Genomic DNA, 24,887 nt, shown 5'->3' with positions numbered 1-24,887 from the left:
GGACGGGGTAGACACGGGACATGGCCTTGGGACTGCCTGACGCGATCACCGCCTGTCTCTTCGACCTCGACGGCGTGCTGACCAGCACGGCCGTCCTGCACCGCCGGGCCTGGCGGCGCACCTTCGACGACTTCCTCCGACCGCGCGGCGAGCCGCCGTTCGCCGAGTCGGACTACCTCAGGTTCGTGGACGGCAGGCCCCGGTACGACGGGGTGCGCGAGTTCCTGGCGTCACGCGGGATCACGCTGCCCGAGGGGTCGCCGGACGACCCTCCCGACGCGGACACCGTGCACGGCGTGGGAAACCGGAAGAACGACCTGCTGGAGGCGATCATCCGGCACGAGGGCGTGCTGCCGTACCCCGGCACGGCGCCGTACCTGCGCGCCGTGGAGGACTCGGGGCTCGGCATCGGCGTGGTGACGTCGTCGGCGAACGCCCGGAAGGTCCTCGACGCGGCGGGCCTCACGCCGTTCGTGCGGGCGCTGGTGGACGGCGTGGTGATCAGCCGCGACGGGTTGAAGGGCAAGCCCGCGCCGGACTCGTTCCTGGTGGGCGCGCGGCTGCTCGGCGTGCGGCCGGAGCACGCGGCCGTGTTCGAGGACGCGCTGTCGGGCGTGGAAGCGGGCCGGGCGGGCGGTTTCGGGCACGTGGTGGGCGTGGACCGGACGGGTCAGCGCGAGGCGCTGCTGGCGCACGGGGCGGACGTCGTGGTCGAAGACCTCGCGGAGTTGCTGTGAGCGGTTGGGAGATCCACCCCTGGTTGCTGCGGTGGGACGGGCTGGCGGTGGACCAGCTGCGGCGCACCGAGTCGGTGTTCGCGCTGTCCAACGGCCACCTGGGGTTGCGCGGCACGTTGGACGAGGGCGAGCCGCGCGGCCTGCCCGGGACGTACCTGAACGGCTTCTACGAGGCGCACGCGCTGCCGTACGGCGAGTCGGGCTACGGCTACCCCGAGGCGGGCGAGACGGTCGTCAACGTCACCGACGGCAAGGTGATCCGGCTGCTGGTGGAGGACGAGCCGCTGGACATGCGGTACGGGCGCGCCCACGCCCACCAGCGGGAGCTGGACTTCCGCACGGGCACGCTGCGCCGCCGCACGGAGTGGGAGTCGCCGACCGGGCGGCGCGTGACGGTGCGCAGCGAGCGGCTCGTGTCGCTGACGCAGCGGGCCGTCGCGGCGATCCACTACGAGGTGGTGCCGAGCGAGGACGTGCAGCTGGTCGTGCAGTCGGACCTGCTGGCCAACGAGCCCGTGGAGCACGACAGCGACGACCCGCGGGTGGCCGCCGCGCTGAACGAGCCGCTGGTGTCGGACTTCGCGCACGCCGTGGACTACCGGGCGGTGCTGGCGCACCACGCGCGCAACTCGGGCCTGCGGATGGCCGCCGCGATGGACCACGAGCTGGAGGTCGAGGACGGCGTCCGCACCGAGATGCGCGCCGAGGGCGACCTGGCCCGGTTCACCGCCGCCGTGGACGTGCCCGCGGGCGGGAGGCTGCGGCTGGTGAAGTACCTGGGCTACGGCTGGTCCGCGCAGCGGTCGGTGCCGGCGCTGCGGGCGCAGGTGGAGGCGGCGCTGGCGGGCGCGCGGCAGACCGGGTGGGAGGGCCTGCTGGCCGAGCAGCGGCGGTTCCTCGACGACTTCTGGGAGGTCGCCGACATCGAGGTGCACGGCGACGACGAGCTCCAGCAGGCGCTGCGGTTCGCGTTGTTCCACATCATGCAGGCGGCGGTGCGCGGTGAGACGCGGGCGATCCCGGGCAAGGGGCTCACCGGGCCGGGTTACGACGGGCACGCGTTCTGGGACACCGAGATGTTCGTGCTGCCCGTGCTGGCGTACACGGTGCCGGAGGCGGCGCGGGACGCGTTGCGGTGGCGGCACTCGACGCTGCCGAAGGCGCGGGAGCGGGCCGAGGTGCTGGGGCAGGCCGGGGCGGCGTTCCCGTGGCGGTCGATCAGCGGCGCGGAGTGCTCGGCGTACTGGCCCGCGAGCACGGCCGCGTTCCACGTCAGCGGCGACGTCTCGCACGCCGTGGCGCAGTACGTGAACGCGACCGGCGACACCGCGTTCGAGCGCGAGTGCGGCGCCGAGATCCTGGTGGAGACGGCGCGGCTGTGGACGTCGCTCGGGCACCACGACCAGCACGGCGGGTTCCGCGTCGACGGCGTGACCGGCCCCGACGAGTACTCGGCGGTGGTGGACAACAACGTCTACACCAACCTGATCGCGCAGAAGAACCTGCGCGAGGCGGCGGAGGCGTGCGACCGGCACCCCGACGTGGCCGACCGGCTGGACGTGACGGCCGACGAGGTGGCGGACTGGCGGAAGGCGGCCGACGGGATGGTGATCCCGTTCGACACGCTGCTCGGCGTGCACGAGCAGGCCGAGGGGTTCACCTCGCACGCCGAGTGGGACTTCGACGGCACCGACCCGGACGAGTACCCGCTGCTGCTCAACCGGCCGTACTTCGACCTATACCGCAAGCAGGTGGTCAAGCAGGCGGACCTGGTGCTGGCCATGCACGTGCGCGGCGACGCGTTCACCCCGTTGCAGAAGGCCCGCAACTTCGCGTACTACGACTCGCGGACGGTGCGCGACTCGTCCCTGTCGGCGGGGACGCAGGCCGTGCTGGCCGCCGAGGTCGGCGCGTTGCGGCTGGCGTACGACTACCTGGCCGAGGCGGCGTTCACCGACCTGCACGACCTGCACCGCAACGTCCACAACGGACTGCACATGGCGTCGCTGGCGGGCGCGTGGGTCGGCATGGTCGCCGGGTTCGGCGGGATGCGGGACCACGACGGCGAGCTGTCGTTCGCGCCGCGCCTGCCGCCGGGGCTGAGCCGGATGGCGTTCCGGATGGGGTTCCGCGGCACGCGGTTCGCGGTGGAGGTCGAGCCGGGCTCGGTCACGTACCGGATCGTGTCGGGCGGCCCGCTGCACACGCGCCACCACGGCGTCCCGGTCGTCGTCTCGCCGGACGAGCCGGTCACGTTGTCCACACCGGACCCGCCGGAACCGCCGCAGGTCCGCCAGCCGCCGCACCGGGCGCCGGCGCGGCGCACACCGCCGGGAGGTTGACCGTGACCGCGATCTGGAAGCGTTCCCAGAAGGCGACGGGGTTTCCGCGCGCGCTCGGCGCGGCGACGGCGGCCTTCGGCGCGGCCCTCGTCGTGCGACCGGAGCTGATGACCGGGCCGACCGGCCTGCGGGCGACGCCGGGGCTGCGGACGGTGGTGCGGGCGGTCGGGACGCGGGACCTGGTGTCGGGCCTCGCGATGGTGCTCGCGCCCGCCGGACGTCCCCTGCGCGTGGCGTTGGCGGCACGGGTGGCGACCGACGCGTCGGACGCAGTCGTGTTCGGCTCCGCCCTGCCCACGGCGGCCGCCCGGCGCAAGTCGGCGCTGGTCACGTTGTGCTGGGCGGCGCTGTGCGCGGCGGCGTGGCGCAGGGCGCCGGTCGACGGCGGCCGCTAGGCGTTCGGGACGGCGGGGCCGGAGCTCCGCCGTTCACGGCGTTCCGGCCAGGCGCCCCGGAACACGGGGCGGAAGAGGGGGATGAGGCGCCCGGCCAGGCTCTTGGGGGGGAGTAGAGCCCGGCCGGGACTTGTCAGGCGGCCATGGGGGGGTGATGGCCGCCTACGCCCTCATCGTGAGTAGGAGTACCCCTGTTACCGCCTTCCAACCACGAACTTCGCGATCACGCGGGTGATCTGGGTCATGATCGGTCCCGTGCAGCGGAAACGCGATCGTCCACACAGGTCAGACCCGAGGTGATCTCCGCAAGAATGCGGTCGACCTCCGGCCGATGGGTAACCCACAGGAGTGAGAAGAGGAGCGCTGCGGGCCGTAGCCGGACAGGATTCCGAAATGTGAGCTCAACACCGATCTACGACGAGTTGGCGGCCACCTACCTCGCCGACCTCACCGTGGGCGTCCAAGACCCGGCCGAGCCCGACCGGACGGGTGAACCCGGTCGTGCCGGCGAGCCCGAGCCCGCGCGGCCGGGCCGAGCCGCCCACGGCAAGCCGCAGCCCGCGGCGCTCCCGTCGTCGCCGCCCTCGACGCAGTCCGCTCCGCGCAAACGGCCGAAGGTCTGAACCACCTGCGATCTTGACACCGCCTCGCCCACCGGAGTAGGACCAGCACAGTCCGTAGACGAGGGCGCCTACCCCGAAAGGGTGGAGCGGTAATGCGTGGACGAGCCCTGCTCATCGCGGCCCTGCTCGCCGCCTCGGCGTGCAACGCACAGCAGCCCGATACCCCTCATCAAGTGACACTCACCTGGTGGGACTACCTGAACCACTCCCCCATGGCCGACCAGGCCGTGACGAGCCTGCTGACGCGGTACCAGCAGGAGCACCAGGACGTGCGCATCGAGCGCACCTCCCTCCCCCGCGCCGAGTTCCAGCGCAAGCTCGCCGAGGCCACCGCGTCCGGCGTCTTCCCCGACATCGCGGCCGTCGACTCGCCGGACCTGCCGGCGCTGGCCGAGCGCGACGTCCTCGCCGACCTGACCGACCGGTACGACAGGTGGCCGCTCGCCGACCGGTTCCTGGCGCCGGTCCGCGACGGTGTCAGCCACGAGGGCCGACCGCACGGCGTCCCGCTCCGCACCACCACCACCGCCCTGGTCCACAACCGCGACCACCTCGCCGCCGCCGGCCTCGACCGCCCGCCCACGACGTGGTCCGAGCTGCGCGCGGCGGCGAAGGCGCTGACCACGGCCGACCGCGCCGGCCTGTGCTTCCCCGCGAAGGACGACGACCTGACCGTCACGTTCCTGCCGTTCCTGTGGCAGGCCGGCGGCGACGTCGCGGACATCGACGGCCAGGCGTCCGTGGAAGCCCTCGGGTACCTGAACGACCTCGTGAACACCGACCGCAGCGCGCCGCCGGACGTCCTGGGCTGGACGCAGGCCGACGTCGATCGGCGGTTCGCGGAGGGGCGCTGCGCGATGGCGATCACGGGCCCCGGCGCGGTGCCCGCGCTCAACCAGGCCGGCCTGACGTGGGCGGCGGCCCCGCTGCCCGCGGGCGCGGCCGGACCCGCGGGCCAGGTGGGCGGCGAGGCGTGGGTGATCGGCAAGTCCGGCCAGGTCGACCGGGCGTGGGACGTGCTGACGTGGCTGGCGGAGAACCGGGACAACGCGACCGAGTTCGGCGGCGGCCTCGGCGCCCTGCCGAACCGCACGGACACCGTCGACGAGCTGGCCTGGCAGTGGGACCCGAACGTGCCGGGCTTCGCGGGCCAGCTGCCGACGGCGAAACCCCGGACCGCCTACGGCGCGAGGTACCCGGACGTCTCGCGCACCCTGCACACCATGGCCGCCAAGGTGCTGACCGGCGCCCAATCGCCGGCCCGGGCGGCGGCGGACGCCAGGCCGGACCTCGACCGCTTGCTGAGGTGACGAACGGCCCGGTGGAACACGCCAGGGACACGGTCGGGTGACGTCGGCAGGCCGTGCCGGGGCGGCGTAATGGCGGAGCGTGCACGGCGATGTTCTCTATAGAGGGGAGCCGGAAGGGGCGGGGATGATCCGTTCGGGGCCGGGGTAACCACGCGTCATGCGGTACCGGGCAGCCGTGAAGGAGCGGAGGAACGGCCGGAGAGGTGGGCCGGAGGCGGACGACGCCGCCGAGCGCCGACCCCGGTTCAGCCGCGCCCAGCTGCTCGCGCTCGTCGTGGGCGCGCTGCAGCTCGTCCTCGCCTCCGCCCCGTTCCTCCCCATGGGTGACGGCGTGAACCACACGCTCTACACCTGCACCGGCCTGGCCGGCATCCTGCTCGCCTGGGACCACCGGCACGCCCGGCTCTACGGTGTCGTGCTGCTCCTGCTCTACGGTCAGCTGTTCATCGCCGACGCGGAGGAGACGGGCACCCTGGGCCTGCCCACGTGGGAGACGCTGGCGTACGGGCGGGCCGCCCTGGCCGGCGTGGTGATCGCGCTCATCCCCGCGTTCAAGCGGCGGTAGTCGCCCGCGGTCAGCCTGCCGTCGGGGTGGAAGCGCAGCTTGGCGTCGGCGCTGCGCGCGATCGACTCGAACATCGCCCGGTCCGACGTGGTCGTCGGCTGCCAGCGCATGTGCGCGCCGTGGGTGACCCCCATGTCCATCGACATCATCGTCGCCACCGCCCGCTCGTACCGGCGGGGGCTCAGGTCGCCGCCCCCGGACGCCCTGATGTCGAACACGTCGTGGTCGCCGGTCAGGGGGCGCAGCCGGCCGCGCCGGTCGTAGCCGTGGACGACGCCCTCCCGCACGACGTACTCACCGCGCCGCTCGAAGTGGGCCATCTTGTCGCGCAGCGCGTCGAACTCGACGCGCCGCTGGTCGTACCGGCGCAGCAGCCGGTCGCTGAGGTCGAACCGCGGTAACGACGGCGGGAAGTAGCCGACCAGGCCCCGGTGCCGTCCGGCGGCGCCGAGGCGGACGTCGAGGTCGTCGATGGTCTTGGCCTTCACCGCCTCGGGTTTGGGCAGCGCGCCGCGGCGCAGCCACGCCACCGCGTGCGGGTTCGTCGCCCGCACGTCGATGACGAGGTCCTGCTCCGCGGCGACCTGCTGGAACTTGCGGGCGTGCTCGGTCGGCATGCCGAAGACCGGCTCCACCGACGCCAGGGGGAAGAGGTGATCAGTGCGCACGGGTATTAAGGTCCGCCCGAAATGGGCGTGCACCAGACCGCCCGCTTCGGTTAGCTCGAAGCGTGACCCCTGATTCACTGATCGGACTGCTGGCCGAACCCGAGCGGTTGCGGGTGGCGTCGGCGCTGGTGCTGGGCGCCCGCACGACCGCGGACATCACCGCGGCGACCGGGTTGGACGCGCGGCGCGTGGAGAACTCGTTGCGCCGGCTGCGGTCGGCGGGACTCGTCGTGACCGACGGGTCGGGGTTGCGGCTGCGCGAGGAGTTGTTCAAGGAGGCCACCCGGGTCGAACAGGCGAACCGGGTCCCGGAGGACCCGTTCGTGCGGGACGGGCGGCTGGTGAGGCTCCCCGCTCAGCGCGGACGCAGGCGGGCGGTGCTCGAACAGGTGAGCACGGCGTTCGAGCCGGGTAGACGGTACCCCGAGCGGGGCGTCGTGGAGGTGCTGAAGCGGTGGTGCGACGGCGGTGAGGTCGACCACGTGACCGTGCGTCGGTACCTGGTGGACGAAGGGTTGCTCAGCCGGGCCGACGGCGAGTACTGGCGCACCGGCGGCCCGGTGAGCGTCTAGCTCCCGGCGGCGGGGACTAGCCGAACGTGTCGGGGTCCGGGCCGATCCGCTCGCCCCGGTCCAGCTCGGCGATCCGGGCCAGGTCGTCGCCGTCCAGCTCGAAGTCGAACACGGCGAAGTTCTCCGCGATCCGGCTCGGCGTCGCCGACTTGGGGATGACCACGTTGCCCAGCTGCACGTGCCAGCGCAGCACGACCTGCGCGGGCGTCCGGCCGTGCTTGTCCGCGACGGACGTGATCACCGGGTCGCCCAGCAGCGCGCCCTGCGCCAGCGGGCTCCAGGCCTCCGTCACGACGCCCAGTCGGGCGTGGACGGCGCGCAGTTCGGCCTGCTGGAGGCGGGGGTGCAGCTCGACCTGGTTCACCGCGGGCACGGCGCCGGTGGCGTCGACGACCCGTTCCAGGTGCTCGGGCTGGAAGTTGGACACGCCGATGGCCCGGACCCGGCCGTCGGCGTGCAGCTTGCCCAGCGCGCGCCAGCTGTCGACGTACCGGTCCTGCTTGGGCGCGGGCCAGTGGACCAGGTACAGGTCGACCTGGTCGAGGCCCAGCCTGGCCGCGCTCGCGTCGAACGCCCGCAGCGCCTCGTCGTAGCCCTGGTCGGAGTTCCACAGCTTGGTGGTCACGAACAGCTCGTCACGGGCGATCCCCGAGTCGGCGACGGCCCGGCCGACCGGCTCCTCGTTGCCGTAGATGGCGGCGGTGTCGATGCTGCGGTAACCGACCCGCAGCGCCTCGGTCACCGCGTCATAGGTGTCCTCTGTGGACACCTGGAAGACGCCGAAACCGAGCTGCGGCATGGTGACGCCGTTGTTCAGGGTGATGGTCCTCATGGGTGCCATCATGCCCCGTGTCAACGGCTCCCACGTGGTGGGCGGCGTTGACCGGCGCCGCGCGGGCTGGTCCGATCACCCCGTGAGCGCATCACCTGACGTGACGACCGTGGAGGTGACGGTCCTCATCCGCGTGTCCGCGCCCGGTTCCCGCGTGGTGGACACCGCGGGACGGCTGGCCGAGGCGCTGCGGTCGGCGCTGGACCTGCCCGACGCGGACGTCGTGGTCGAGCTGCCGGTGCGGCGGGCGGAGCCCGCCCTGCGGGTGCTCGTCGACTCCCGGCGGGTGCTGCACCGGGGCGTGCCGGTCGAGCTGACCCGGCTGGAGTTCGACCTGCTGCACCACCTGTGCGCGCACCCCCGGCAGGTGCACCGGCGGTCGTCCCTGATGTCGAAGGTGTGGGGCGTGGCGGGGTTCGTGGACACCCGGACGGTGGACGTCCACGTGCGGCGCATCCGGCGCAAGCTCGGCGACGCGGCGGGCGTGATCACCACCGTGCGCGGGGTCGGGTACCGAGTGGACTCGGCGGCGGACGTGGTGGTGGAGCGGGACGCCCTGGCCGGGTGACGGGTCGGCGGTCGGCCCTCGGGAGTTCACCGGGCCGGCGGTTCAGGGGGTCGGCGGTTCACCGGGTCGAGGGGTCACCGGGGCGGCGGTTCACCGGGTCGGGGGCACCGCGTCAGGGGGTCGCCGGGTCAGGGGGTCGCCGGGTCAGCCGACGATCGCCACCCGGCGCTCCACGTCGGCGGGCAGGGACTTCCGGTGCCGCAACGCCGCCGGCAGCCGGCGCAGCGCCGCGACCAGGGCCGCGCCCGCGTCCCGGTCCCCCAGTGCCCGCCGCGCCAGCGCCACCGTGTCCGCGACCACCACCCCGGGCGGGCGGCGCAGCCACGTCGTCAGCAGCTCGTTGCGCATCTCGACCCGGCGCCGCCACGAGGACGGCGGGCGGGACGGCGACGGCTGGTGGTGCGCCACCACGTCGTCCACGTAGCAGCACGCCCACCCGGCCGCGGCCATGTCCCACGAGAACAGGCGTTCCTCACCGGGCCAGAACAGCACCGGGTGGAACCCGCCGACCTCCAGGTACGCCGACCGCCGCACCACCGCGGCGCAGCACACGAACCCCAGCACGGACGGTCCGGGCAGGTCGTCGTCACGGCCCAGCGCCGACCGGGCCATCTCCACGCACACGGGGTCCAGCCCGCCGCCGGGCTCCACGATCGTGCGCGCCGCGATCAGCCCGAGCCGGGGGTGCCGGGCGAACAGGTCCTCCGCGCGCGGCAGGGCGCCGGGCGGCCACCACGAGTCGTCGTCGCTGAACGCCACGTACGGGGTGGCGGCCCGCCGCACGCCGTGGTTGCGGGCCAGCGCGCCCTCGTTGTGGCTTAGCGGGATCACCTCGACGTCCGGGAAGTCCCGCCGCACCCGTGCCACCGTGTCGTCGGACGAGCCGTTGTCGACCACGACGACCGGCACGTCCAGCTCACCGAGCCGGGCGAGCGTGCGCACCAGGTCGTCCGCCCGGTCGCGGGTCGCGATCACCACCGTCGTTTGGGCCACCAGCGGGTACTACCCGGAGAAGCGGTGGTTACTCATCGGCCTCACGGGTAGGCCCACCGCATGGGATTCGAACGCGCGGTGGTGACCGGTGGTGCCGGGTTCCTCGGCTCGCACGTGTGCGAGGCGCTGCTGCGACGCGGCACGCGGGTGGTGTGCGTCGACGACTTCCGCACCGGGTCACCGGACAACCTGCCCGTCGACCCGCGGCTGGGCGTCGTGGTCGAGGACGTGTCGAAACCCCTCGACCTGCTCGGCCCGGTGGACCTGGTGATGCACCTGGCCTGCCCCGCGTCGCCGGTGGACTACCTGCGGACGCCCATCGACACGCTGAAGGTGGGCGGGTTCGGCACGCTGCACGCGCTGGAGCTGGCGCGGCGCAAGAACGCGCGGATCGTCATCGCGTCGACCAGCGAGGTGTACGGCGACCCGCTGGAGCACCCGCAGCGCGAGACGTACTGGGGCAACGTGAACCCGATCGGGCCACGCAGCGTCTACGACGAGGCCAAGCGGTTCGGTGAGGCGTTGACCTGCGCGTTCCGCCGGGAGCACGGCGTGGACGCGGGCATCGTGCGGATCTTCAACACCTACGGCGCGCGGATGCGGCCCGACGACGGCCGGATGATCCCCACGTTCGTGCGGCAGGCCCGCGCCGGCGAGCCGCTGACCGTGCACGGCGACGGATCGCAGACCCGGTCGCTGTGCCACGTGGACGACCTCGTGCGCGGGCTGCTGTCGATGGCGGACAGCGACCACGCGGGCCCGGTGAACCTGGGCAACCCCGAGGAGGTCACCGTGCTGGAGGTGGCCCGGAAGGTCATCGAGCTGGTCGGCAGCACGTCCACGATCGAGCACGTCGACGCCATGGTGGACGACCCGCGGCGACGTCGCCCGGACATCTCGCTGGCCCGCGAGCTGCTGGGCTGGCAGCCCGAGATCCCGCTCGACGAGGGCCTGCGGCGGTCGTTTGACCGACACCTCGTCGGGTAGTCGGACGACAACGGTCCGAATCGGTCCGCGACGGTCCGGCTCCGGCCCGAGGATCCGCACCGGCCGACGACGGTCCACACAGGAGCGAAAGGGGAACGCCGTGCGCGTGCTCGGCATCAACGCGGTCTTCCACGACCCCGCCGCCGCCCTCGTGGTGGACGGCCGGGTGGTGGCCGCCGCGGAGGAGGAACGCTTCTCCCGGCGCAAGCACGGCAAGCGGCCGGTGCCGTTCTCCGCGTGGGAACAGCCCGAGCAGGCCGCGCGCTGGTGCCTCAAGCACGCCGGGCTCACGCCGGCGGACCTGGACGCCGTGGCCTACTCGTACGACCCGGACCTGGTCGAGCCGAGCGACGTGCCGTGGGAGGACCTGCGCACCGAGTACGCCCGGCGCGCCCCGTACTTCCTGGCCACCGCGCTGCCGGGGCTGGACCCGGCGATCGTGCGGTTCGTGCCGCACCACGTGGCGCACGCCGCGTCCACGGGCCTGGCCGCGCCGTTCGGCGGGGACTGCGCGGTGCTGGTCAACGACGGTCGCGGCGAGTGCCGGTCGCACCTCGCGGGCAGCTACCGCGGCCACCGGCTGGAGACGCTGGCCGCGCAGCACCTGCCCCACTCGCTGGGCCTGCTGTACGAGGACCTGACCGAGCACCTGGGTTTCCTGCGGTCCAGCGACGAGTACAAGGTGATGGCGCTGGCGTCCTACGCCGAGCCGAAGCACCTGGACCTGGTGCGGGAGCACGTCTACGCGACCGAGGACGGCGGGTTCGCCGTGAAGCCGCTGGACTGGGCGACGCTGGCGAAGCGCCGCGACCCCGACGGCGAGGTGACGAAGGAGCACGCCGAGCTCGCGGCGAGCGTGCAGGTGCGGGTCGAGGAGGTCCTGCTGGACCTGGTCCGCTGGCTGCACGAGCGGACCGGCCACAAGCGACTGACCATGGCGGGCGGTGTGGCGCTGAACTGCGTGGCGAACACCCGCATCTTCGCCGAGGGGCCGTTCGAGGAGGTCTGGGTGCAGCCGGCGGCCGGTGACGCCGGCACCGCGCTGGGCGCGGCGCTGCAGGTGGTGGCAGACGCGGGCGAGCCCGCCGCCGCGATGCCGGGCGCCGACCTCGGCCGGTCGTGGACCGACGCGGAGGTCGAGGACTACCTGCGCACCGCCAAGGTCGCCTACGAGGAGCCGGAGGACGTCGCCGTCGCGGTGGCCGAGGCGTTGGCGGACGACCAGGTCGTGGCCTGGTTCCAGGGTCGCAGCGAGTACGGCCCGCGGGCGCTGGGCCGGCGGTCCCTGCTGGCGCACCCGGGACGCGCCGAGAACCTGGCCCGGCTCAACGAGGTCAAGGGCCGCGAGCAGTTCCGGCCGATCGCGCCGATGGTGCTCGCGGACCGCGCGGCCGAGCTGTTCGAGCGCGGCCCGCTGCCCAGCCCGTACATGCTGTTCGTGCACGACGTGCGCCCGGAGTGGCGTGACCGCATCCCGGCGGTCGTGCACGTGGACGGCACGGCGCGCGTGCAGACCGTCGACCCGGGGACGGAACCGCTGATGGCGCGGGTGCTCCGGGAGTTCGACCGGCGCACCGGCGTGCCGGTCGTGGTGAACACCAGCCTGAACACGGCGGGCCGGCCGATGGTGGACGACCCGCGTGACGCGCTGGAGTGCTTCGGCTCCGCGCCGGTCGACCTGCTGGCCATCGGCCGGTTCGTGGTGCGCCGGCCCCGGCCCGCCCCGGAGGTGCGGCGATGAGCGTCGACTACGCCGTGGTCATCCCGACCGTCGGCCGCAACAGCCTGCGCGTGGTGCTGGAAGCCCTGGAGCACGGCGAGGGGCCGCCGCCGCGCGAGATCATCGTGGTGGACGACCGGCCCGAGCCGGGACCCCTGCCCCCGACCCGCACGGCGCGCGTCCTGCGCACCGGCGGCCGCGGCCCGGCGGCCGCGCGCAACGCCGGGTGGCGTGCCGCGTGCTGCGAGTGGGTGGCCTTCCTCGACGACGACGTCCTCCCGCCGCACGACTGGAAGCGGCGGCTGACCGAGGACCTGGAACGGCTCGGGCTGGACGTGGGCGCGTCGCAGGCGCGGATCGTCGTGCCGCTGCCGGAGGACCGCCCGCCGACCGACTGGGAACGCGGCACGGCCGGGTTGGCGACGGCGCGGTGGATCACCGCCGACATGGCCTACCGCCGGGCCGCCCTGGTGCACGCGGGCGGGTTCGACGAGCGCTTCCCGCGCGCCTACCGCGAGGACGCCGAGCTGGCGTTGCGGGTGCAGGACCGCGGGTACCGGATCGTCATGGGCGACCGCGTGACCACGCACCCGGTGCGGCACGCGGGGTTCTTCGCGAGCCTGCGGCAGCAGCGCGGCAACGCCGACGACGCGTTGGTGCGGCGGCTGCTCGGCCCGGAGTGGCGGGAGCGGATCGGCGGCGCGCCGGGCCTGCTCCCCCGGCACGCGCTGACCACGCTGTCCGGCCTCCTGTCCGTCCTCTGTGGATACCTCGGGTGGTGGAAGGCCGCGGCGGGCTTCGCCGCCGGGTGGGCCGGGCTGACGGCGCTGTTCGCCGTCGAGCGCATCGCGCCCGGTCCCCGCACCCGCGACGAGGTGGCGAAGATGATCGTCACCAGCGTCGCCATCCCGCCCGCCGCGTGCGCGCACCGCCTGCGCGGCGAGGTCCGGCACCGGGCCGTGCCCGTCGCGGGCCGGGTGCGCCGGCGCGGCCTGCACGTCGCCGACACGCTCGACCGGCTGCGCCACCTGGGTCACCTGGGCCACTCCGACGCCCACGCCGAGGAGCCGAAGGCGTCCGGGACGGTGTCGCGGTGAGGGTCCTGGTGCTCCGCGCGCTCGGCCTCGGCGACCTGCTGACGGCCGTGCCGGCGCTGCGCGGGTTGCGCCGGGCGTACCCCGACGCCGAGATCACGCTGGCCGCGCCGGGGTGGCTGGCCGACGCCGTCGAGCGGATCGACGCCGTGGACAGGCTGCTGCCGACCGACGGTCTCGTGCCGATCGACTACGACTCGCCGGACCTCGCCGTGAACCTGCACGGGTGCGGGCCGCGGAGCACCGAGCTGCTGCGCGCCACCCACCCGGACCGGCTGATCACGCACGGCGCGCACGTGCCGTGGCCGCCGCACCAGCACGAGGTGCTGCGCTGGTGCCGGCTGCTGGGGCAGTTCGGCATCCCGTGCGACCCGAACGACCTGCTGCTGCCGCCGCTGCCGCGCAACGGCGCGATCGTCGTGCACCCCGGCGCGAGCCACGGCGCCCGACGCTGGCCCGCCGCGCGGTTCGCCGCGGTGGTGCGGGCGCTCGGTCCGAACGTGGTGGTGACCGGCAGCCCGGCCGAGACCCCGCTGGTGCGGGCGGTGGCCCGGGGGCGCTCCCGGACCGGCGACCTGGCCGGCCTGCTCGACCTGGTGGCGGGCGCGCGGCTCGTGATCTGCGGCGACACGGGTGTCGCGCACGTCGCCACGGCTTACCGCACCCCGTCGGTGGTGTTGTTCGGACCGGTGTCGCCGGCCGAGTGGGGACCGCGGTCGGGGCCGCACCGGGCGCTGTGGCACGGCCGGACCGGCGACACGTTCGCCGACCGGCCCGACCCGGGGCTGCTCGACATCACCGTGGACGAAGTGCTGGACGCCGCGCGATCGCTGCTGGGAGGTGGACCATGTCCAGGATCGGCGTCATCGGTGCCGGCTATGTCGGGTTGACCACCGCCGCCTGCTTCAGCCGGCTCGGGCACACCGTGGTGTGCGCGGACGTCGACGAGGCGAAGGTGTCGGCGCTGGGCCGGGGCGAGGTCGGCGCCCACGAACCCGGTCTGGCGGAGCTCGTCGCGGAGGGACTGCGGTCCGGGCGGCTGAGGTTCGTGCGCGGCAACGCCGAAGCACTGTCCGAAGTGGACTTCGTGTTCCTGTGCGTGCCGACGCCGACCGGACCGGACGGCGCGGCCGACCTGACCGCCGTGCACGCCGTGCTGCGCGAGGCGCGGGACGCCGTCTCCCCCGGTTGCGTGCTGGTGATCAAGTCCACCGTCCCCGCCGGCACGACGGAACGGGTGGCCTCGCTCGTGGGGCGGTCCGACGTGCGGGTCGTGTCGAACCCTGAGTTCCTGCGCGAGGGCCACGCGGTGGACGACTTCCTGCGGCCGCAACGGGTCGTGGTCGGGTCCGAGGCCGAGGACGCCGCGCGGCGCGTGGTCGGCCTGTACGCGGGCACGGGCGCGCCGGCGCTCGTCACCGGCAGCGCGAGCGCGGAGCTGGTGAAGTACGCGAGCAACTGCTTCCTGGCGATGAAGCTGTCCTACGTGAACAGCCTCGCCGAGCTGTGCGAGCGGGTCGGGGCGGACATCTCCGACGTGACCGAGGGCATGCGGCTGGACGACCGGATCGGCTCGGCGTTCCTCGAACCGGGTCCGGGCTGGGGCGGTTCGTGCTTCCCCAAGGACACCAGGGCGCTGCTGTCCACGGCGGACGAGGTGAACGTCGACTTCCCGTTGCTGCGGGCGACCATCGGCACCAACACCCACCAGGCCCACCGGGTCGTGGCGATGGTGCGCGACGCGGTGGGCCACCTGGCGGGCGCCCGGCTGGGGCTGCTCGGCCTGACGTTCAAGGCCGGCACGGACGACCTGCGCGACTCCCCCGCGTTGGCGGTGGCGGCGCTGCTCGCCGAGCAGGGCGCGCGGCTGACCGGCTACGACCCGTGCGTGGACACCGACTGCGGGCCGGTGCGGGTGCTCGACTCGCCGGACGCGGTGGCCCGCGACGCGGACGGGCTGGTCGTGCTGACCGAGTGGCCCGAGTTCGCCGAGCTGGACTGGCCGAACCTGGCGGCCGCCATGCGCCGCCGGGTCATCGTGGACACCCGCAACCTGCTGCCGCTCGACAAGGTGACCGAGGCCGGGTTCCACCTGGTCAGCCTGGGGCGTGCGGCCGCCTGACCGGCACGCCCCGCCGTCGTCGGGCGCGCGGGGCCGTCAGGTGCGCGGGTCCCAGCGGAAGAAGCGCACGGACAGCGCGACGGCGACGGCGGTCCAGCCCGCGGTGGCGAGCAGCGCCAGGCCGACCGCGTCGGTCGGACCGCCCCACGCGGCCTGGGTCAGCAGGCCCAGGCCGCTGCCCGGCACGAGCAGCACCCGCGGGTCGTCCCCGCCGCCCAGGCCCATCAGTCCTCCGACGACCAGGGCGAAGAAGAACGGCGCCGTGGTGATCTGCGCGAGCTCGGCGGTCCCGGTCAGGCCGCTCGTGCACACGCCCGCCGCGCAGCTCAGCGCCGCGCCGCCGACCAGCGCCAACGCCAGCAGGCCGGGGTTGGTCGGCATCGGCGCGCCCGCCGCGACGCTCACGCCGAGCAGCACGAGCGCCTGCGCCAGGCCGAGCACCACGACCGGCAGCAGGATGCCGGTCAGCACCACGACGTCCGACGCCGCGCCGGTCCGCAGCCGCTTCAGGTACAGGTCCTGCCGGCGTGCCGTCAACGACGTCGTCACCGTCACGTAGACGGTGAACCCGAGCGAGAACAGCAGCTGGAGGACGACGATCATCGTCCAGCCGTTGTCGTCGCCGCCCACGGCGAGCGCGAAGTACAGCCCCGCCGCGAGCGGCATGAGCAGCGCCAGCGCGGCGGCGGTGCGGTTGCGCAGCAGGAGCTTCAGCTCGGCCACGCCCAGTGCGGTGATCATGCGGCCACGACCTCCCTGCCCGTGCGGGCGTGGTGGAACACGTCCTCCAGCGACGCGTGGTGGGCCCGGATGCGGCCCAGCCGCAGCCCTTCGCCGCGCGCCCACGCCAGCAGGTCCGCCAGGTCGTCCTGCAGCTCCCGGGTCCGGACCTCGACCCGCCCGGACGGCCGGTGCACGACGTCGCCCGCCAGCATCGGCAACGCGCCGACGTCGAGCCCGCCCGGCAGGTCGAACGAGATCCGCGCGGGCTGGGCGGCCAGCACGTCCACCAGCGCGCCGGACACGGCCACCACGCCCTCGTGCAGGATCGCCAGCCGGTGCGCCAGCGTCTCGGCCTCTTCGAGGTAGTGCGTGGTCAGCACGACGGTCGAGCCCTCGGCCAGCAGCCCGCGCACCACCTCCCACGTGCGCCGCCGCGACTCCGGGTCGAGCCCGGTCGTGGGTTCGTCGAGGAACAGCAGCTCCGGACGTCCGAGCACGGCCAGCGCCAGGTCCAACCGACGCCGCTCGCCGCCGGACAGCTGCTTGATCCGCACGTCCCGGCGGTGCGCGAGGTCCAGCCGTTCCAGCACGTCCTCGGTGGCCCGCCGGCCGCTCGTGGCGTCCCACAGCCGCACCAGCTCGCGGGCGGTCAGGTCGGCCGGGAAGCCGCTGTCCTGGAGCATGATCCCGATCCGCGGCCGCAGCGCCGCGCGCTCCCGGAACGGGTCCACGCCGAACACCCGCACCGTGCCCGCGTGGGGCGCGCGGAGCCCTTCCAGCGTCTCCATGGTCGTCGTCTTGCCGGCTCCGTTCGTGCCGAGGAGGGCGAACAGCTCCCCCTCCGACACCTCGAAGTCCACCCCGCGCACGGCCTCGAACCCGCCGTAGCGGCACCTCAGGCCCGTCACCTCGATCACCGGTTTCCGCATGGCTACCATGCTGGTCGCGGGCGGGCGCGGCCCCCAGTGCCGCCGCGCACCGGTTGACGTGACAGATGTCAGCAGACAGCCGTGCGACCCGGCTCGTAGATTCACCCCGTGACTCCCCTGACCAGGCTCCGGCACTACACGTGGTACATGGTGCTGGTCGGCGGCGTGGCCGTCGGCTTCGGCACCGTGCTCGACCTGGTCGTCAACGACTACGGCCTGGTCAAGTCGGCGCTGGTGGCCGCGGCCGTGGCGCTGGTGGTCGTCCAGCACACCCGGTACCTGCGCCAGGCGATGGGCGGGCTGGGCCGCGGCGACGACCGGCCGTGGGAGCACGCGGCGACGTTCGCGGTGTCGCTGGTCGCGTGGGGCGTGATGTGCGGCAGCGGCAGCTTCCTGCCCGCCTGGGCCATGCTGCCCGCCCTGGTGGTCGCGCACGTCGGCGCGATCCTCCCGGCGCACCGCCGCTGGCCCGTCATGGCGGTGATGACGGTGCTCGCCGTGGCCGTCGCCGGCGTGTTCGGCGGCACGGACGCGCGCGCGGCGATGGCGCTGGCGGTGGTGATGATCGTCGCCCTGGTGTTCGCGGACCTGGTCCAGCTGTGGATCTGGGACCTGGCGGTGCGGCAGGAGGAGGCGCGCCGGACCGCCGAGGCGCTGGCCGTGGCCGAGGAGCGGTTGCGGTTCGCCGCCGACCTGCACGACATCCAGGGCCACCACCTCCAGGCGATCGCGTTGAAGGGCGAGCTCGCGCAGCGGCTGATCGGCCGGGACGACGACCTGGCCCGGCAGCACGCGGGCGAGGTGGCCGAGCTGGCCCGGACCGCGCTGCGGGAGACCCGGGACGTGGTGCAGGGCTACCGGCGGGCGAGCCTCGGCACCGAGATCGCCAACGCGGTGGGCGTGCTGCGGGCGGCGGGCATCGAGACCACCGTGGACGGTGACGCGACCGACGTGCCGCCGCCGTTGCAGCCGTTGTTCGGCGCGCTGGTGCGGGAGGGGACGACGAACGTGCTGCGGCACAGCCGGGCGCGGCGCTGCGACGTGGTGATCAGCGTGGCCGACGGGCAGGTCGGCGTGCGGCTGCGCAACGACGGTGTCCGACCCGACGAAGGGCGGGCCGACGACGGGCGGGCCGACGGTGGGCGGGCCGACGTTCCGGCCGGTGGCGCGCGGGGTGAGGGCGTTCCGGGCCGGGACGCGGCCGGCGCGGGGCTGGCCGGGCTGCGCGAGCGCTTCGCCACCGTCGGCGGGCGGGTCGAGGCCGGTCCGGCGGGCGGCGACGGGTTCGAGCTCGTGGGACGTGCCGGGGTGGGCCGGTGATCCGGGTCGTGCTGGCCGACGACGAGGACCTCATCCGGGGCGCGTTGGCGGCGCTGCTGGAGCTGGAGGACGACATCTCGGTCGTCGCGCAGGCCAGCGACGGCGACGCGGCGGTGGCGGCGGTGCGGGCGCACCGGCCCGACATCGCGGTGTTCGACCTGGAGATGCCCCGGCGCGACGGGGTGCTCGCCGCCGAGGCGGTGCGGGAGCTGGACGGGGTCGCGGTGGTCGTCGTGACCCGGCACGCGCGGCCGGGCGTGCTGCGGCGGGCGTTGAGCGCGGGCGTGCGCGGGTTCGTGCCGAAGACGACCCCGGCCGCCCAGCTCGCGTCGATCCTGCGCGACGTGCACGCGGGCCGGCGGTACGTGGACTCCGAGATCGCCGCCGCCGCGCTCACCGAGGGAGCGTGTCCGCTGACCGCGCGCGAGCTGGACGTCCTGCGGCACGCGCTGCGCGGCGGCACGGTGGCGACGATCGCCGCCGAGGCGCACCTCGCCGCCGGCACCGTGCGCAACTACCTGTCGTCGGCGATGACCAAGCTCGGCGTGAGCACCCGCTACGAGGCCGCGCGGCTGGCCTGGGACGAGGGCTGGATCTGACCGAGGTGCACGACCTTCACCGTCGTCATCTCGTCCAGCAGCTCCGGCCCGTAGCCGAACCCGGTGCCGGACGCCCGGCGCGGCTGGGCGGCGCCGCCGGGAGCCCCGCCGAACACCGCGTTGACCTTCACCGTGCCCACGGGCAGCGCCCGCCACGCCTGCTGCGCGTGCGCCATCGACGCCGTCAGCACGGTCGCGGCCAGGCCGTGCTCGTCCACGCACGCCTCCGCCAGGCCGTCCTCGAACGACGCCACCACCCGCACCGGCGCGACGGGGCCGAACGTCTCCTCCCGCATCACCCGCATGTCGGGCGTGCAGCGGCTCAGCACGGTCGCCGGGTAGTACGCCCCGTCCCGCTCCGGCACCTCGCCGCCGACGAGCGGTCGCGCGCCGTCCGCGACGGCCTCGGCGACGTGCGCGTGCACGTGCTCCCGCAGCCGGACGTCCACCAGCGGTTGCGGCGACTCGTTCCAGCGGCGGGCCTCGTCGCACAGCGCGGTCAGGAACTCCTCCGCCACGGCCTGGTGCACGAAGATCCGCTCCACGGACGTGCACAGCTGGCCCGCGTTGGTGAACGCGCCCAGCGCCGCCTGACCGGCCGCCCACACCGGGTCGACGTCCGCGTCGACCAGCAGCGGGTCGTTGCCGCCGTTCTCCAGCAGCGCCTTCGCGCCGGTCGCGGCGCACGCGGCGGCGATGGACCGGCCGGTCGCCGTGCCGCCGACGTGCGCGACGACGTCGACGTGCGGTGACGAGGCCAGCGCCGCGCCGACCGCGCCGTCGCCGGTGAGGCTCTGGAGCACGCCGGGCGGGAAGTGGTCGACCATGAGCTGGGCCAGGAGCACGCCGGTGTGCGGGCACCGCTCGCTCGGCTTGTGCACCACGGTGTTGCCGGTCACCAGGGCCGCGCCGAGCAGCCCGCACGCCACGGCCACCGGGTCGTTCCACGGCGTCAGCGCCACGACCACGCCCCGCGGCTCCGGCACCATGAGGTCCGTCGCGTCGTGCGCGCCGAGCAGCGACCGGCCGCGGTGGACCGGGCCCAGCTCGGCGTACTGCTCCAACGTGGACACACCGGCCAGCACACCGTCCCGCGCGGACGCGAACGGGCGGCCGGTCTCCTCCTGGACGACGTTCGCCAGGTCCACCGCGTGGGTCCGGATCGCGGTCGCGGCGGCCTTCAGCGCGGCGCCCCGTTCGGCCGCGGGCGTGGCCGCCCAGCCGGGCTGCGCCTCGCGCGCGGTGAGCACCGAGCCGGCCACGTCCTCGTCCGTGGCGGTGGGGAGCCAGCCGATCAGCCGACCGTCTACCGGGCTGTGGACGTCGAGTGCGTCGACACGCATGTCCGTCATGGCCACCGGGTACCCGAGCGGCCGAGGTGAAACCCGAGGCGACGCCCCGAGGAGGAGAGCCATGCCCGGAGCCCAGGAGCTGCCCAGCACGATCGCCCGCTCGTCCAAGAAGGCCCAGCGGACGTGGATCAAGGCGCACGACTCGGCGGTGGAGACCTACGGCGAGGGCCAGCGGTCGCACCGCACCGCGTACGCCGCCCTGAAGCACTCGTTCGAGAAGGTCGGCGACCACTGGGAGCCCAAGGAGGAGAAGGGCCCGTCGGACGAGCAGGCCGCCCGCAGCACGCCCAAGCGGGGCAGGACCGCGGGCGGCGTCGACGCCAACGCCAGCAAGCAGCACCTCTACGAGCTGGCCAAGAAGCTCGACGTGCCGGGCCGGTCGAGCATGACCAAGGAGCAGCTGGTCGAGGCGCTGCAGAAGGCCAACAACCGCAAGACCGCCAAGGCCCGCTCCTGAGCCGTCAGCACTCGGCCGCGAGTGCCGCGACGCACAAGGCCGCGACGCTCGCAGCCGTGACGCTCCCAGCCGCGACGCTCGCAGCCGTGGCGCTCGCAGCCGCCACGCTCGGAGCGGTCGGTGCCGTCACACGTCGAGCCACTGCCGGTCGGTGAGCAGCGGGCTCGCCTGCGGCCCCATCAACGTCATGCCGCCGTCCACCACGAACGACGCGCCCGTCACGTACCCAGCCGCCGGGGTGGCCAGGAACGCCACCACCGAGGCCACCTCGGCGGCGTGGCCCGGCCGGCCCAGCGGCACGCCCGGCCGCGCCTCCGAGCGCGGGTCCACGTCCTCCTGGCCCGTCATCGGGGTGGAGATCTCGCCGGGCGCCACCGAGTTGACCGTGATGGCGTGCTCGGCCAGCTCCAGCGCCAGCACCTTCGTCAACGCGCCCAGGCCCGCCTTGGCCGCGCAGTAGGGCGCGGCGCCGACGCGCGGCAGGTGCTCGTGCACCGACGTGATGTTGATGATCCGACCGCCCCGGCCGGCCTCGATCATGTGCCTGGCGGCGCGCTGCGAGCACAGGAACGCGCCGTCGAGGTCGACCGACAGCACACCGCGCCACGTGTCGAAGTCCATGTCCAGCGCCTTCTGCGCGGTGCCCGTGCCGGCGCAGTTCACCAGCACGTCGACGCCGCCCAGCTCGGCGGCCAGCTCGTCCACCACGTCCGCCGCGCCGGGCAGGTCGGTCAGGTCCAGCCGCCGCACGGCGGCCCGCGCGCCGTGCTCGCGGACCTGCCGCGCGGTGTCCTCGGCGCCGTCGGCGTCCCGGTGGTACGTGATGCCGACGTCCACGCCGCCGCCCGCGAGGGCCACCGCGATCGCCTTGCCGATACCGGAGTCGGACCCGGTCACCACCGCGCGCGTCGGCGCGCCGGACCGGTCCTGGGGTAGGGGTGCGCTCATGGCCGGCGGGTACCCGGCGCCGGGTTTGCCACACGCCGCCCCGGGAACGCTCCGAGCACCAGTCGGAAGGAGCTTTTTCCATGAAAGCCGTCACCTGGCACGGGAAGCGGGACGTGCGCGTGGACACCGTGCCGGACCCCGTCCTGAAGGACCCGACCGACATCGTCGTCCGCGTCACGTCCACCGGTCTGTGCGGCTCCGACCTGCACCTCTACGAGGTGATGGGGCCGTTCATCGACGAGGGCGACATCCTCGGCCACGAGCCGATGGGCATCGTCGAGGAGGTCGGCGCGGACGTCACCGAGGTGAAGCCGGGTGACCGGGTCGTCATCCCGTTCAACATCTCCTGCGGCACGTGCTTCATGTGCTCGCGCGGCCTCCAGTCGCAGTGCGAGACGACCCAGGTGCGCGAGCACCGGACGGGCGCGGCGCTGTTCGGCTACACCAAGCTGTACGGGCAGGTGCCCGGCGGCCAGGCCGAGTACCTGCGGGTGCCGTTCGGCAACACCTTGCCCATCAAGGTGCCGGAAGGCCCGGCGGACGACCGGTTCGTGTTCCTGTCGGACGTGCTGCCGACCGCGTGGCAGGCGGTGGAGTACGCGGCCACGCGGGACAGCCTGGTCGTGCTCGGGCTCGGCCCGATCGGTGACATGGCGACCCGGATCGCCCAGCACCGCGGCGTCGAGACGGTGATCGGCGTCGACCTCGTGCCCGACCGCATGGCCCGCGCGCGGGCGCACGGCGTGACCGTGCTGAACGTGCGGGACAGCCACCTGGTCGACCACATCCGCGAGCTGACCGGCGGACGCGGGCCGGAGGCCGTCATCGACGCGGTCGGCATGGAGGCGCACGGCGCGCCGGTGGCGAAGATGGCGCACCAGGCGGTGGGTCTGCTGCCGGACGCCATCGCGGCCCGGTTCATGACCACGGCCGGCGTGGACCGGCTGCACGCGTTGCGCCTCGCGATCGAGATCGTCCGGCGCGGCGGCACGATCTCCGTCTCCGGCGTGTACGGCGGCATGGCGGACCCGCTGCCGATGCTGACGTTGTTCGACAAGCAGGTGCAGCTGCGCATGGGCCAGGCCAACGTGTGGCACTGGGTGCCGGAGATCCTGCCGCTGCTCACCGACGACGACCCGCTCGGCGTGGACACGTTCGCCACGCACCACCTGCCGCTCGACGAGGCTCCGCACGCGTACCAGGTGTTCCAGCGCAAGGAGGACAACGCCGTCAAGGTGCTGCTCCGCCCGTGACGGATTATCGTCCAGCCATGATCCGCTTTCGGTGGTTGCTCGCCGCGGCGATGCCGGCGGTGTTGGCGAGCGGGTGTGGATCCGGCACGGAGGACCTGGCCAGGCGCGCGGCGGAGGAGTTCACCGCCGCGGTCGCCGCGGGCGACGCGGAACGGGCGTGCGGGCTGCTGACCGAACGGGCCCGCCAGGACGCGGAGTGCTCGTCGCTCGACCTGCCCGGCGGCGCGGTGGAGTCGGTCGAGGTCTGGGGTGACGCGGCGCAGGCGCGCACCTCGGCGGACGACGTGCTGTTCCTGCGCGAGCTGACGTCGGGGTGGCGCGTCGCGGGCGCCGGGTGCGCGCCGCAGGGCGAGCGGCCGTACACGTGCGAGGTGGGTGGGCCGTGACGCAGCGCGGCATGTTCTACGCCTACCTGCTGGGAGTGGCGGCCCTGCTGGTGTTCTTCAGCGTCATCGGGTTGGTGGGCCTGTGAAGAGGTTCCTGCGCGACAACGGGTTGGGCCTGGCGTTCGGGCTGCTGTTCCTGGCGACGCTGGTGGCGCAGTCGTTCGCGGGCAACGCGGACGTGAACCAGCGCCGGCTCGCCGACGGCGGCGACCCCATCGACTGGTGGGCGTACGTCACGTCGTCGGACTTCGCGGTGGACGTGGCGGAGAACTGGCAGTCCGAGTACCTCCAGTTCTTCCTGTTCATCTTCGCCACGGTGTGGCTGATGCAGCGCGGGTCGCCCGAGTCGAAGCCGGCGTCGCGGATCGGCGCGGAGTCCGACGAGGCGCAGCTGCTGGGCGAGCACCTGAAGCCGGAGTCGCCGCCGTGGGCGAAGGCGGGCGGCTGGCGCACGGCGTTGTTCTCGAACTCGCTCGGGCTGGTCATGCTGGGGCTGTTCGTGGGTTCCTGGCTGACGCAGTCGATCGCGGGGCGCAGCGCGTACAACAACGACCAGCTGAACGACTTCCAGGACCCGGTGACGTGGTGGGAGTACGTGGTGTCGGCGGACTTCTGGAACCGGTCGCTGCAGAACTGGCAGTCGGAGTTCCTGGCCATCGGCTCGATGGCGGTGTTGAGCGTGTACCTGCGCCAGCGGGGGTCGCCGGAGTCGAAGCCCGTCGGCACGCCGCACGACCGGACCGACGAGCAGGGCTGACCGAGGGCCGAACGAGGAAGGCTGACCGAGCTGAACGAGGAAGAAGCCGCCGCGCTCACGGGGAGGACGTCGTGAGCACGGCGGCTTCAAATCTGTCGAGGTCTGTCCGCGGTCTGTTCGCGGTCTACTCCAGCCGGTCCTCGGCGTCCTCGTCGTCGTCGGTGAACGAGCCGCGCCCGCGCTCCCGCCACGGGAGCAGGAACCACAGCGTGCCGAACAGCAGGGCCGCGAACGCGCCGAGCGCGACGGCCAGCCAGCCGCCCACGATGATCTCGCCGAGCAGCAGGATGGTGCCGGTCATGGCGACCGCCAGGCACCCGAGCCCCAGGATCGCGTACCGGTTCGCCACCTCGATGACGTCCTCGCGCCTGCCGCGGCGGAACAGGATGCGGTGCCACGCCGCCGGCGCGGTCATGAACGCCACCGAGCACGCGGCGAACAGTATGGTGACCAGGTGGGTGGCGCGCACGAAGGTGTCGGCGCTCGCGTAACGCCCGGTGAAGGCGATCGAGAGCAGGAACCCGAACAGGATCTGGACGCCCGCCTGCGCCACGCGCAGTTCCTGCAGCAACTCGTTGAGGTTGCGGGCCAACCTCCGCTGGTGTGATTCCTCGGCCTGACTCACGGGAAGCACA

25 protein-coding genes and 1 pseudogene are annotated in these 24,887 nt (G+C 73.9%); 18 read left to right on the top strand and 8 right to left on the bottom strand.

What is annotated here, in order from left to right:
• Positions 1–20: 20 nt before the first annotated feature.
• The 5 genes from ACRAKH_RS11800 to ACRAKH_RS11780 all read left to right on the top strand — a co-directional run bounded on the left by ACRAKH_RS11800 (position 21) and on the right by ACRAKH_RS11780 (position 5,407).
• Positions 21–737, top strand: a complete 717-nt coding sequence (locus ACRAKH_RS11800) for an HAD family hydrolase (RefSeq protein ID WP_380720569.1) — start codon at positions 21–23, stop codon at positions 735–737.
• Positions 734–3,079 (top strand): glycoside hydrolase family 65 protein, encoded by a 2,346-nt coding sequence (locus tag ACRAKH_RS11795; protein ID WP_380720572.1) that lies wholly within the window; start codon positions 734–736, stop codon positions 3,077–3,079. The genes ACRAKH_RS11800 and ACRAKH_RS11795 overlap by 4 nt, the downstream gene beginning before the upstream one ends.
• Before the next feature lie 2 nt (positions 3,080–3,081).
• A complete protein-coding gene (locus ACRAKH_RS11790) occupies positions 3,082–3,474 on the top strand; it encodes a hypothetical protein (RefSeq protein WP_380720575.1) in 393 nt (130 codons plus the stop codon).
• 395 nt (positions 3,475–3,869) lie between these two features.
• A complete protein-coding gene (locus ACRAKH_RS11785) occupies positions 3,870–4,097 on the top strand; it encodes a hypothetical protein (RefSeq protein WP_380720578.1) in 228 nt (75 codons plus the stop codon).
• A 173-nt stretch (positions 4,098–4,270) separates the two neighbouring features.
• Positions 4,271–5,407, top strand: coding sequence for an ABC transporter substrate-binding protein (locus tag ACRAKH_RS11780; protein ID WP_380720581.1), 1,137 nt, complete (start codon positions 4,271–4,273; stop codon positions 5,405–5,407).
• A gap of 435 nt (positions 5,408–5,842) precedes the next feature.
• On the opposite strand, the gene ACRAKH_RS11775 is transcribed toward ACRAKH_RS11780, so the two are convergent.
• Entirely contained in the window at positions 5,843–6,640 is a 798-nt protein-coding gene (locus tag ACRAKH_RS11775) for a hypothetical protein (protein WP_380720583.1), read from the bottom strand.
• Positions 6,641–6,702: 62 nt separating this feature from the next.
• On the opposite strand from ACRAKH_RS11775, the gene ACRAKH_RS11770 reads away from it, so the two are divergent.
• The gene (locus ACRAKH_RS11770; protein WP_380720586.1) at positions 6,703–7,212 is read left to right on the top strand and encodes a DUF2087 domain-containing protein; all 510 of its coding nucleotides are present in this window, start codon (positions 6,703–6,705) and stop codon (positions 7,210–7,212) included.
• A gap of 16 nt (positions 7,213–7,228) precedes the next feature.
• On the opposite strand, the gene ACRAKH_RS11765 is transcribed toward ACRAKH_RS11770, so the two are convergent.
• Complete coding sequence (locus tag ACRAKH_RS11765) at positions 7,229–8,053, bottom strand: aldo/keto reductase (RefSeq protein ID WP_380720589.1); 825 nt, start codon at positions 8,051–8,053, stop codon at positions 7,229–7,231.
• A 73-nt stretch (positions 8,054–8,126) separates the two neighbouring features.
• Here ACRAKH_RS11765 and ACRAKH_RS11760 point away from each other — a divergent pair, with 73 nt between their 5' ends.
• Positions 8,127–8,612 (top strand): winged helix-turn-helix domain-containing protein, encoded by a 486-nt coding sequence (locus ACRAKH_RS11760; protein ID WP_380720591.1) that lies wholly within the window; start codon positions 8,127–8,129, stop codon positions 8,610–8,612.
• 144 nt (positions 8,613–8,756) lie between these two features.
• On the opposite strand, the gene ACRAKH_RS11755 is transcribed toward ACRAKH_RS11760, so the two are convergent.
• On the bottom strand, positions 8,757–9,608 hold the full coding sequence (locus ACRAKH_RS11755; RefSeq protein WP_447009962.1) for a glycosyltransferase family 2 protein: 852 nt from the start codon (positions 9,606–9,608) through the stop codon (positions 8,757–8,759).
• Positions 9,609–9,665: 57 nt separating this feature from the next.
• On the opposite strand from ACRAKH_RS11755, the gene ACRAKH_RS11750 reads away from it, so the two are divergent.
• From ACRAKH_RS11750 to ACRAKH_RS11730, 5 genes and pseudogenes are all read left to right on the top strand, one after another.
• Positions 9,666–10,592, top strand: coding sequence for a UDP-glucuronic acid decarboxylase family protein (locus ACRAKH_RS11750; protein ID WP_380720594.1), 927 nt, complete (start codon positions 9,666–9,668; stop codon positions 10,590–10,592).
• 100 nt (positions 10,593–10,692) lie between these two features.
• Positions 10,693–12,333 carry a carbamoyltransferase family protein gene (locus tag ACRAKH_RS11745; protein ID WP_380720596.1) on the top strand — a complete coding sequence of 547 codons (1,641 nt, stop codon included), beginning with the start codon at positions 10,693–10,695 and terminating at the stop codon, positions 12,331–12,333.
• A pseudogene (locus tag ACRAKH_RS11740) lies at positions 12,330–13,268 on the top strand (glycosyltransferase family 2 protein); the annotation flags it as partial. The gene ACRAKH_RS11745 and the pseudogene ACRAKH_RS11740, both read left to right, overlap by 4 nt.
• 137 nt (positions 13,269–13,405) lie before the next feature.
• Complete coding sequence (locus tag ACRAKH_RS11735; RefSeq protein ID WP_380720598.1) at positions 13,406–14,296, top strand: glycosyltransferase family 9 protein; 891 nt, start codon at positions 13,406–13,408, stop codon at positions 14,294–14,296.
• On the top strand, positions 14,254–15,528 hold the full coding sequence (locus ACRAKH_RS11730) for a UDP-glucose dehydrogenase family protein (RefSeq protein ID WP_380720601.1): 1,275 nt from the start codon (positions 14,254–14,256) through the stop codon (positions 15,526–15,528). Before ACRAKH_RS11735 ends, ACRAKH_RS11730 begins: the two co-directional genes overlap by 43 nt.
• Positions 15,529–15,564: 36 nt before the next feature.
• Here ACRAKH_RS11730 and ACRAKH_RS11725 read toward each other — a convergent pair whose 3' ends face one another.
• Positions 15,565–16,269 carry an ABC transporter permease gene (locus ACRAKH_RS11725; protein ID WP_447009808.1) on the bottom strand — a complete coding sequence of 235 codons (705 nt, stop codon included), beginning with the start codon at positions 16,267–16,269 and terminating at the stop codon, positions 15,565–15,567.
• Positions 16,266–17,180, bottom strand: coding sequence for an ABC transporter ATP-binding protein (locus ACRAKH_RS11720; RefSeq protein WP_380720606.1), 915 nt, complete (start codon positions 17,178–17,180; stop codon positions 16,266–16,268). Before ACRAKH_RS11720 ends, ACRAKH_RS11725 begins: the two co-directional genes overlap by 4 nt.
• Positions 17,181–17,288: 108 nt before the next feature.
• On the opposite strand from ACRAKH_RS11720, the gene ACRAKH_RS11715 reads away from it, so the two are divergent.
• Both ACRAKH_RS11715 and ACRAKH_RS11710 read left to right on the top strand, forming a co-directional pair.
• A complete protein-coding gene (locus tag ACRAKH_RS11715; RefSeq protein ID WP_447009807.1) occupies positions 17,289–18,500 on the top strand; it encodes a sensor histidine kinase in 1,212 nt (403 codons plus the stop codon).
• Positions 18,497–19,099 carry a response regulator transcription factor gene (locus ACRAKH_RS11710; RefSeq protein WP_447009806.1) on the top strand — a complete coding sequence of 201 codons (603 nt, stop codon included), beginning with the start codon at positions 18,497–18,499 and terminating at the stop codon, positions 19,097–19,099. The genes ACRAKH_RS11715 and ACRAKH_RS11710 overlap by 4 nt, the downstream gene beginning before the upstream one ends.
• Here the strand turns inward: ACRAKH_RS11710 and ACRAKH_RS11705 are convergent.
• Positions 19,057–20,442, bottom strand: coding sequence for an aldehyde dehydrogenase family protein (locus ACRAKH_RS11705; protein WP_380728894.1), 1,386 nt, complete (start codon positions 20,440–20,442; stop codon positions 19,057–19,059). The genes ACRAKH_RS11710 and ACRAKH_RS11705 overlap by 43 nt on opposite strands.
• 70 nt (positions 20,443–20,512) lie before the next feature.
• Between ACRAKH_RS11705 and ACRAKH_RS11700 the strand changes: the two genes are divergently transcribed.
• Positions 20,513–20,908 carry a ChaB family protein gene (locus ACRAKH_RS11700; RefSeq protein ID WP_380728875.1) on the top strand — a complete coding sequence of 132 codons (396 nt, stop codon included), beginning with the start codon at positions 20,513–20,515 and terminating at the stop codon, positions 20,906–20,908.
• A gap of 126 nt (positions 20,909–21,034) precedes the next feature.
• Here the strand turns inward: ACRAKH_RS11700 and ACRAKH_RS11695 are convergent, their stop codons facing one another.
• Entirely contained in the window at positions 21,035–21,856 is an 822-nt protein-coding gene (locus ACRAKH_RS11695; protein ID WP_380728878.1) for an SDR family oxidoreductase, read from the bottom strand.
• 80 nt (positions 21,857–21,936) lie between these two features.
• Here ACRAKH_RS11695 and ACRAKH_RS11690 point away from each other — a divergent pair, with 80 nt between their 5' ends.
• The 3 genes from ACRAKH_RS11690 (at position 21,937) to ACRAKH_RS11680 (ending at position 24,252) form a co-directional block, all read left to right on the top strand.
• On the top strand, positions 21,937–23,109 hold the full coding sequence (locus tag ACRAKH_RS11690) for a zinc-dependent alcohol dehydrogenase (RefSeq protein ID WP_380728880.1): 1,173 nt from the start codon (positions 21,937–21,939) through the stop codon (positions 23,107–23,109).
• A 17-nt stretch (positions 23,110–23,126) separates the two neighbouring features.
• Positions 23,127–23,495 (top strand): hypothetical protein, encoded by a 369-nt coding sequence (locus ACRAKH_RS11685; protein WP_380728882.1) that lies wholly within the window; start codon positions 23,127–23,129, stop codon positions 23,493–23,495.
• An 82-nt stretch (positions 23,496–23,577) separates the two neighbouring features.
• The gene (locus ACRAKH_RS11680; RefSeq protein WP_380728884.1) at positions 23,578–24,252 is read left to right on the top strand and encodes a DUF6766 family protein; all 675 of its coding nucleotides are present in this window, start codon (positions 23,578–23,580) and stop codon (positions 24,250–24,252) included.
• Positions 24,253–24,376: 124 nt separating this feature from the next.
• On the opposite strand, the gene ACRAKH_RS11675 is transcribed toward ACRAKH_RS11680, so the two are convergent.
• On the bottom strand, positions 24,377–24,877 hold the full coding sequence (locus tag ACRAKH_RS11675; protein WP_447009805.1) for a DUF6328 family protein: 501 nt from the start codon (positions 24,875–24,877) through the stop codon (positions 24,377–24,379).
• Positions 24,878–24,887 lie beyond the last annotated feature (10 nt).

The sequence above is a fragment of the Saccharothrix hoggarensis genome (assembly GCF_052936025.1).
Note: the sequence above shows the minus strand (reverse complement) of the source record. Positions and strands in the feature narration are given on the sequence as shown.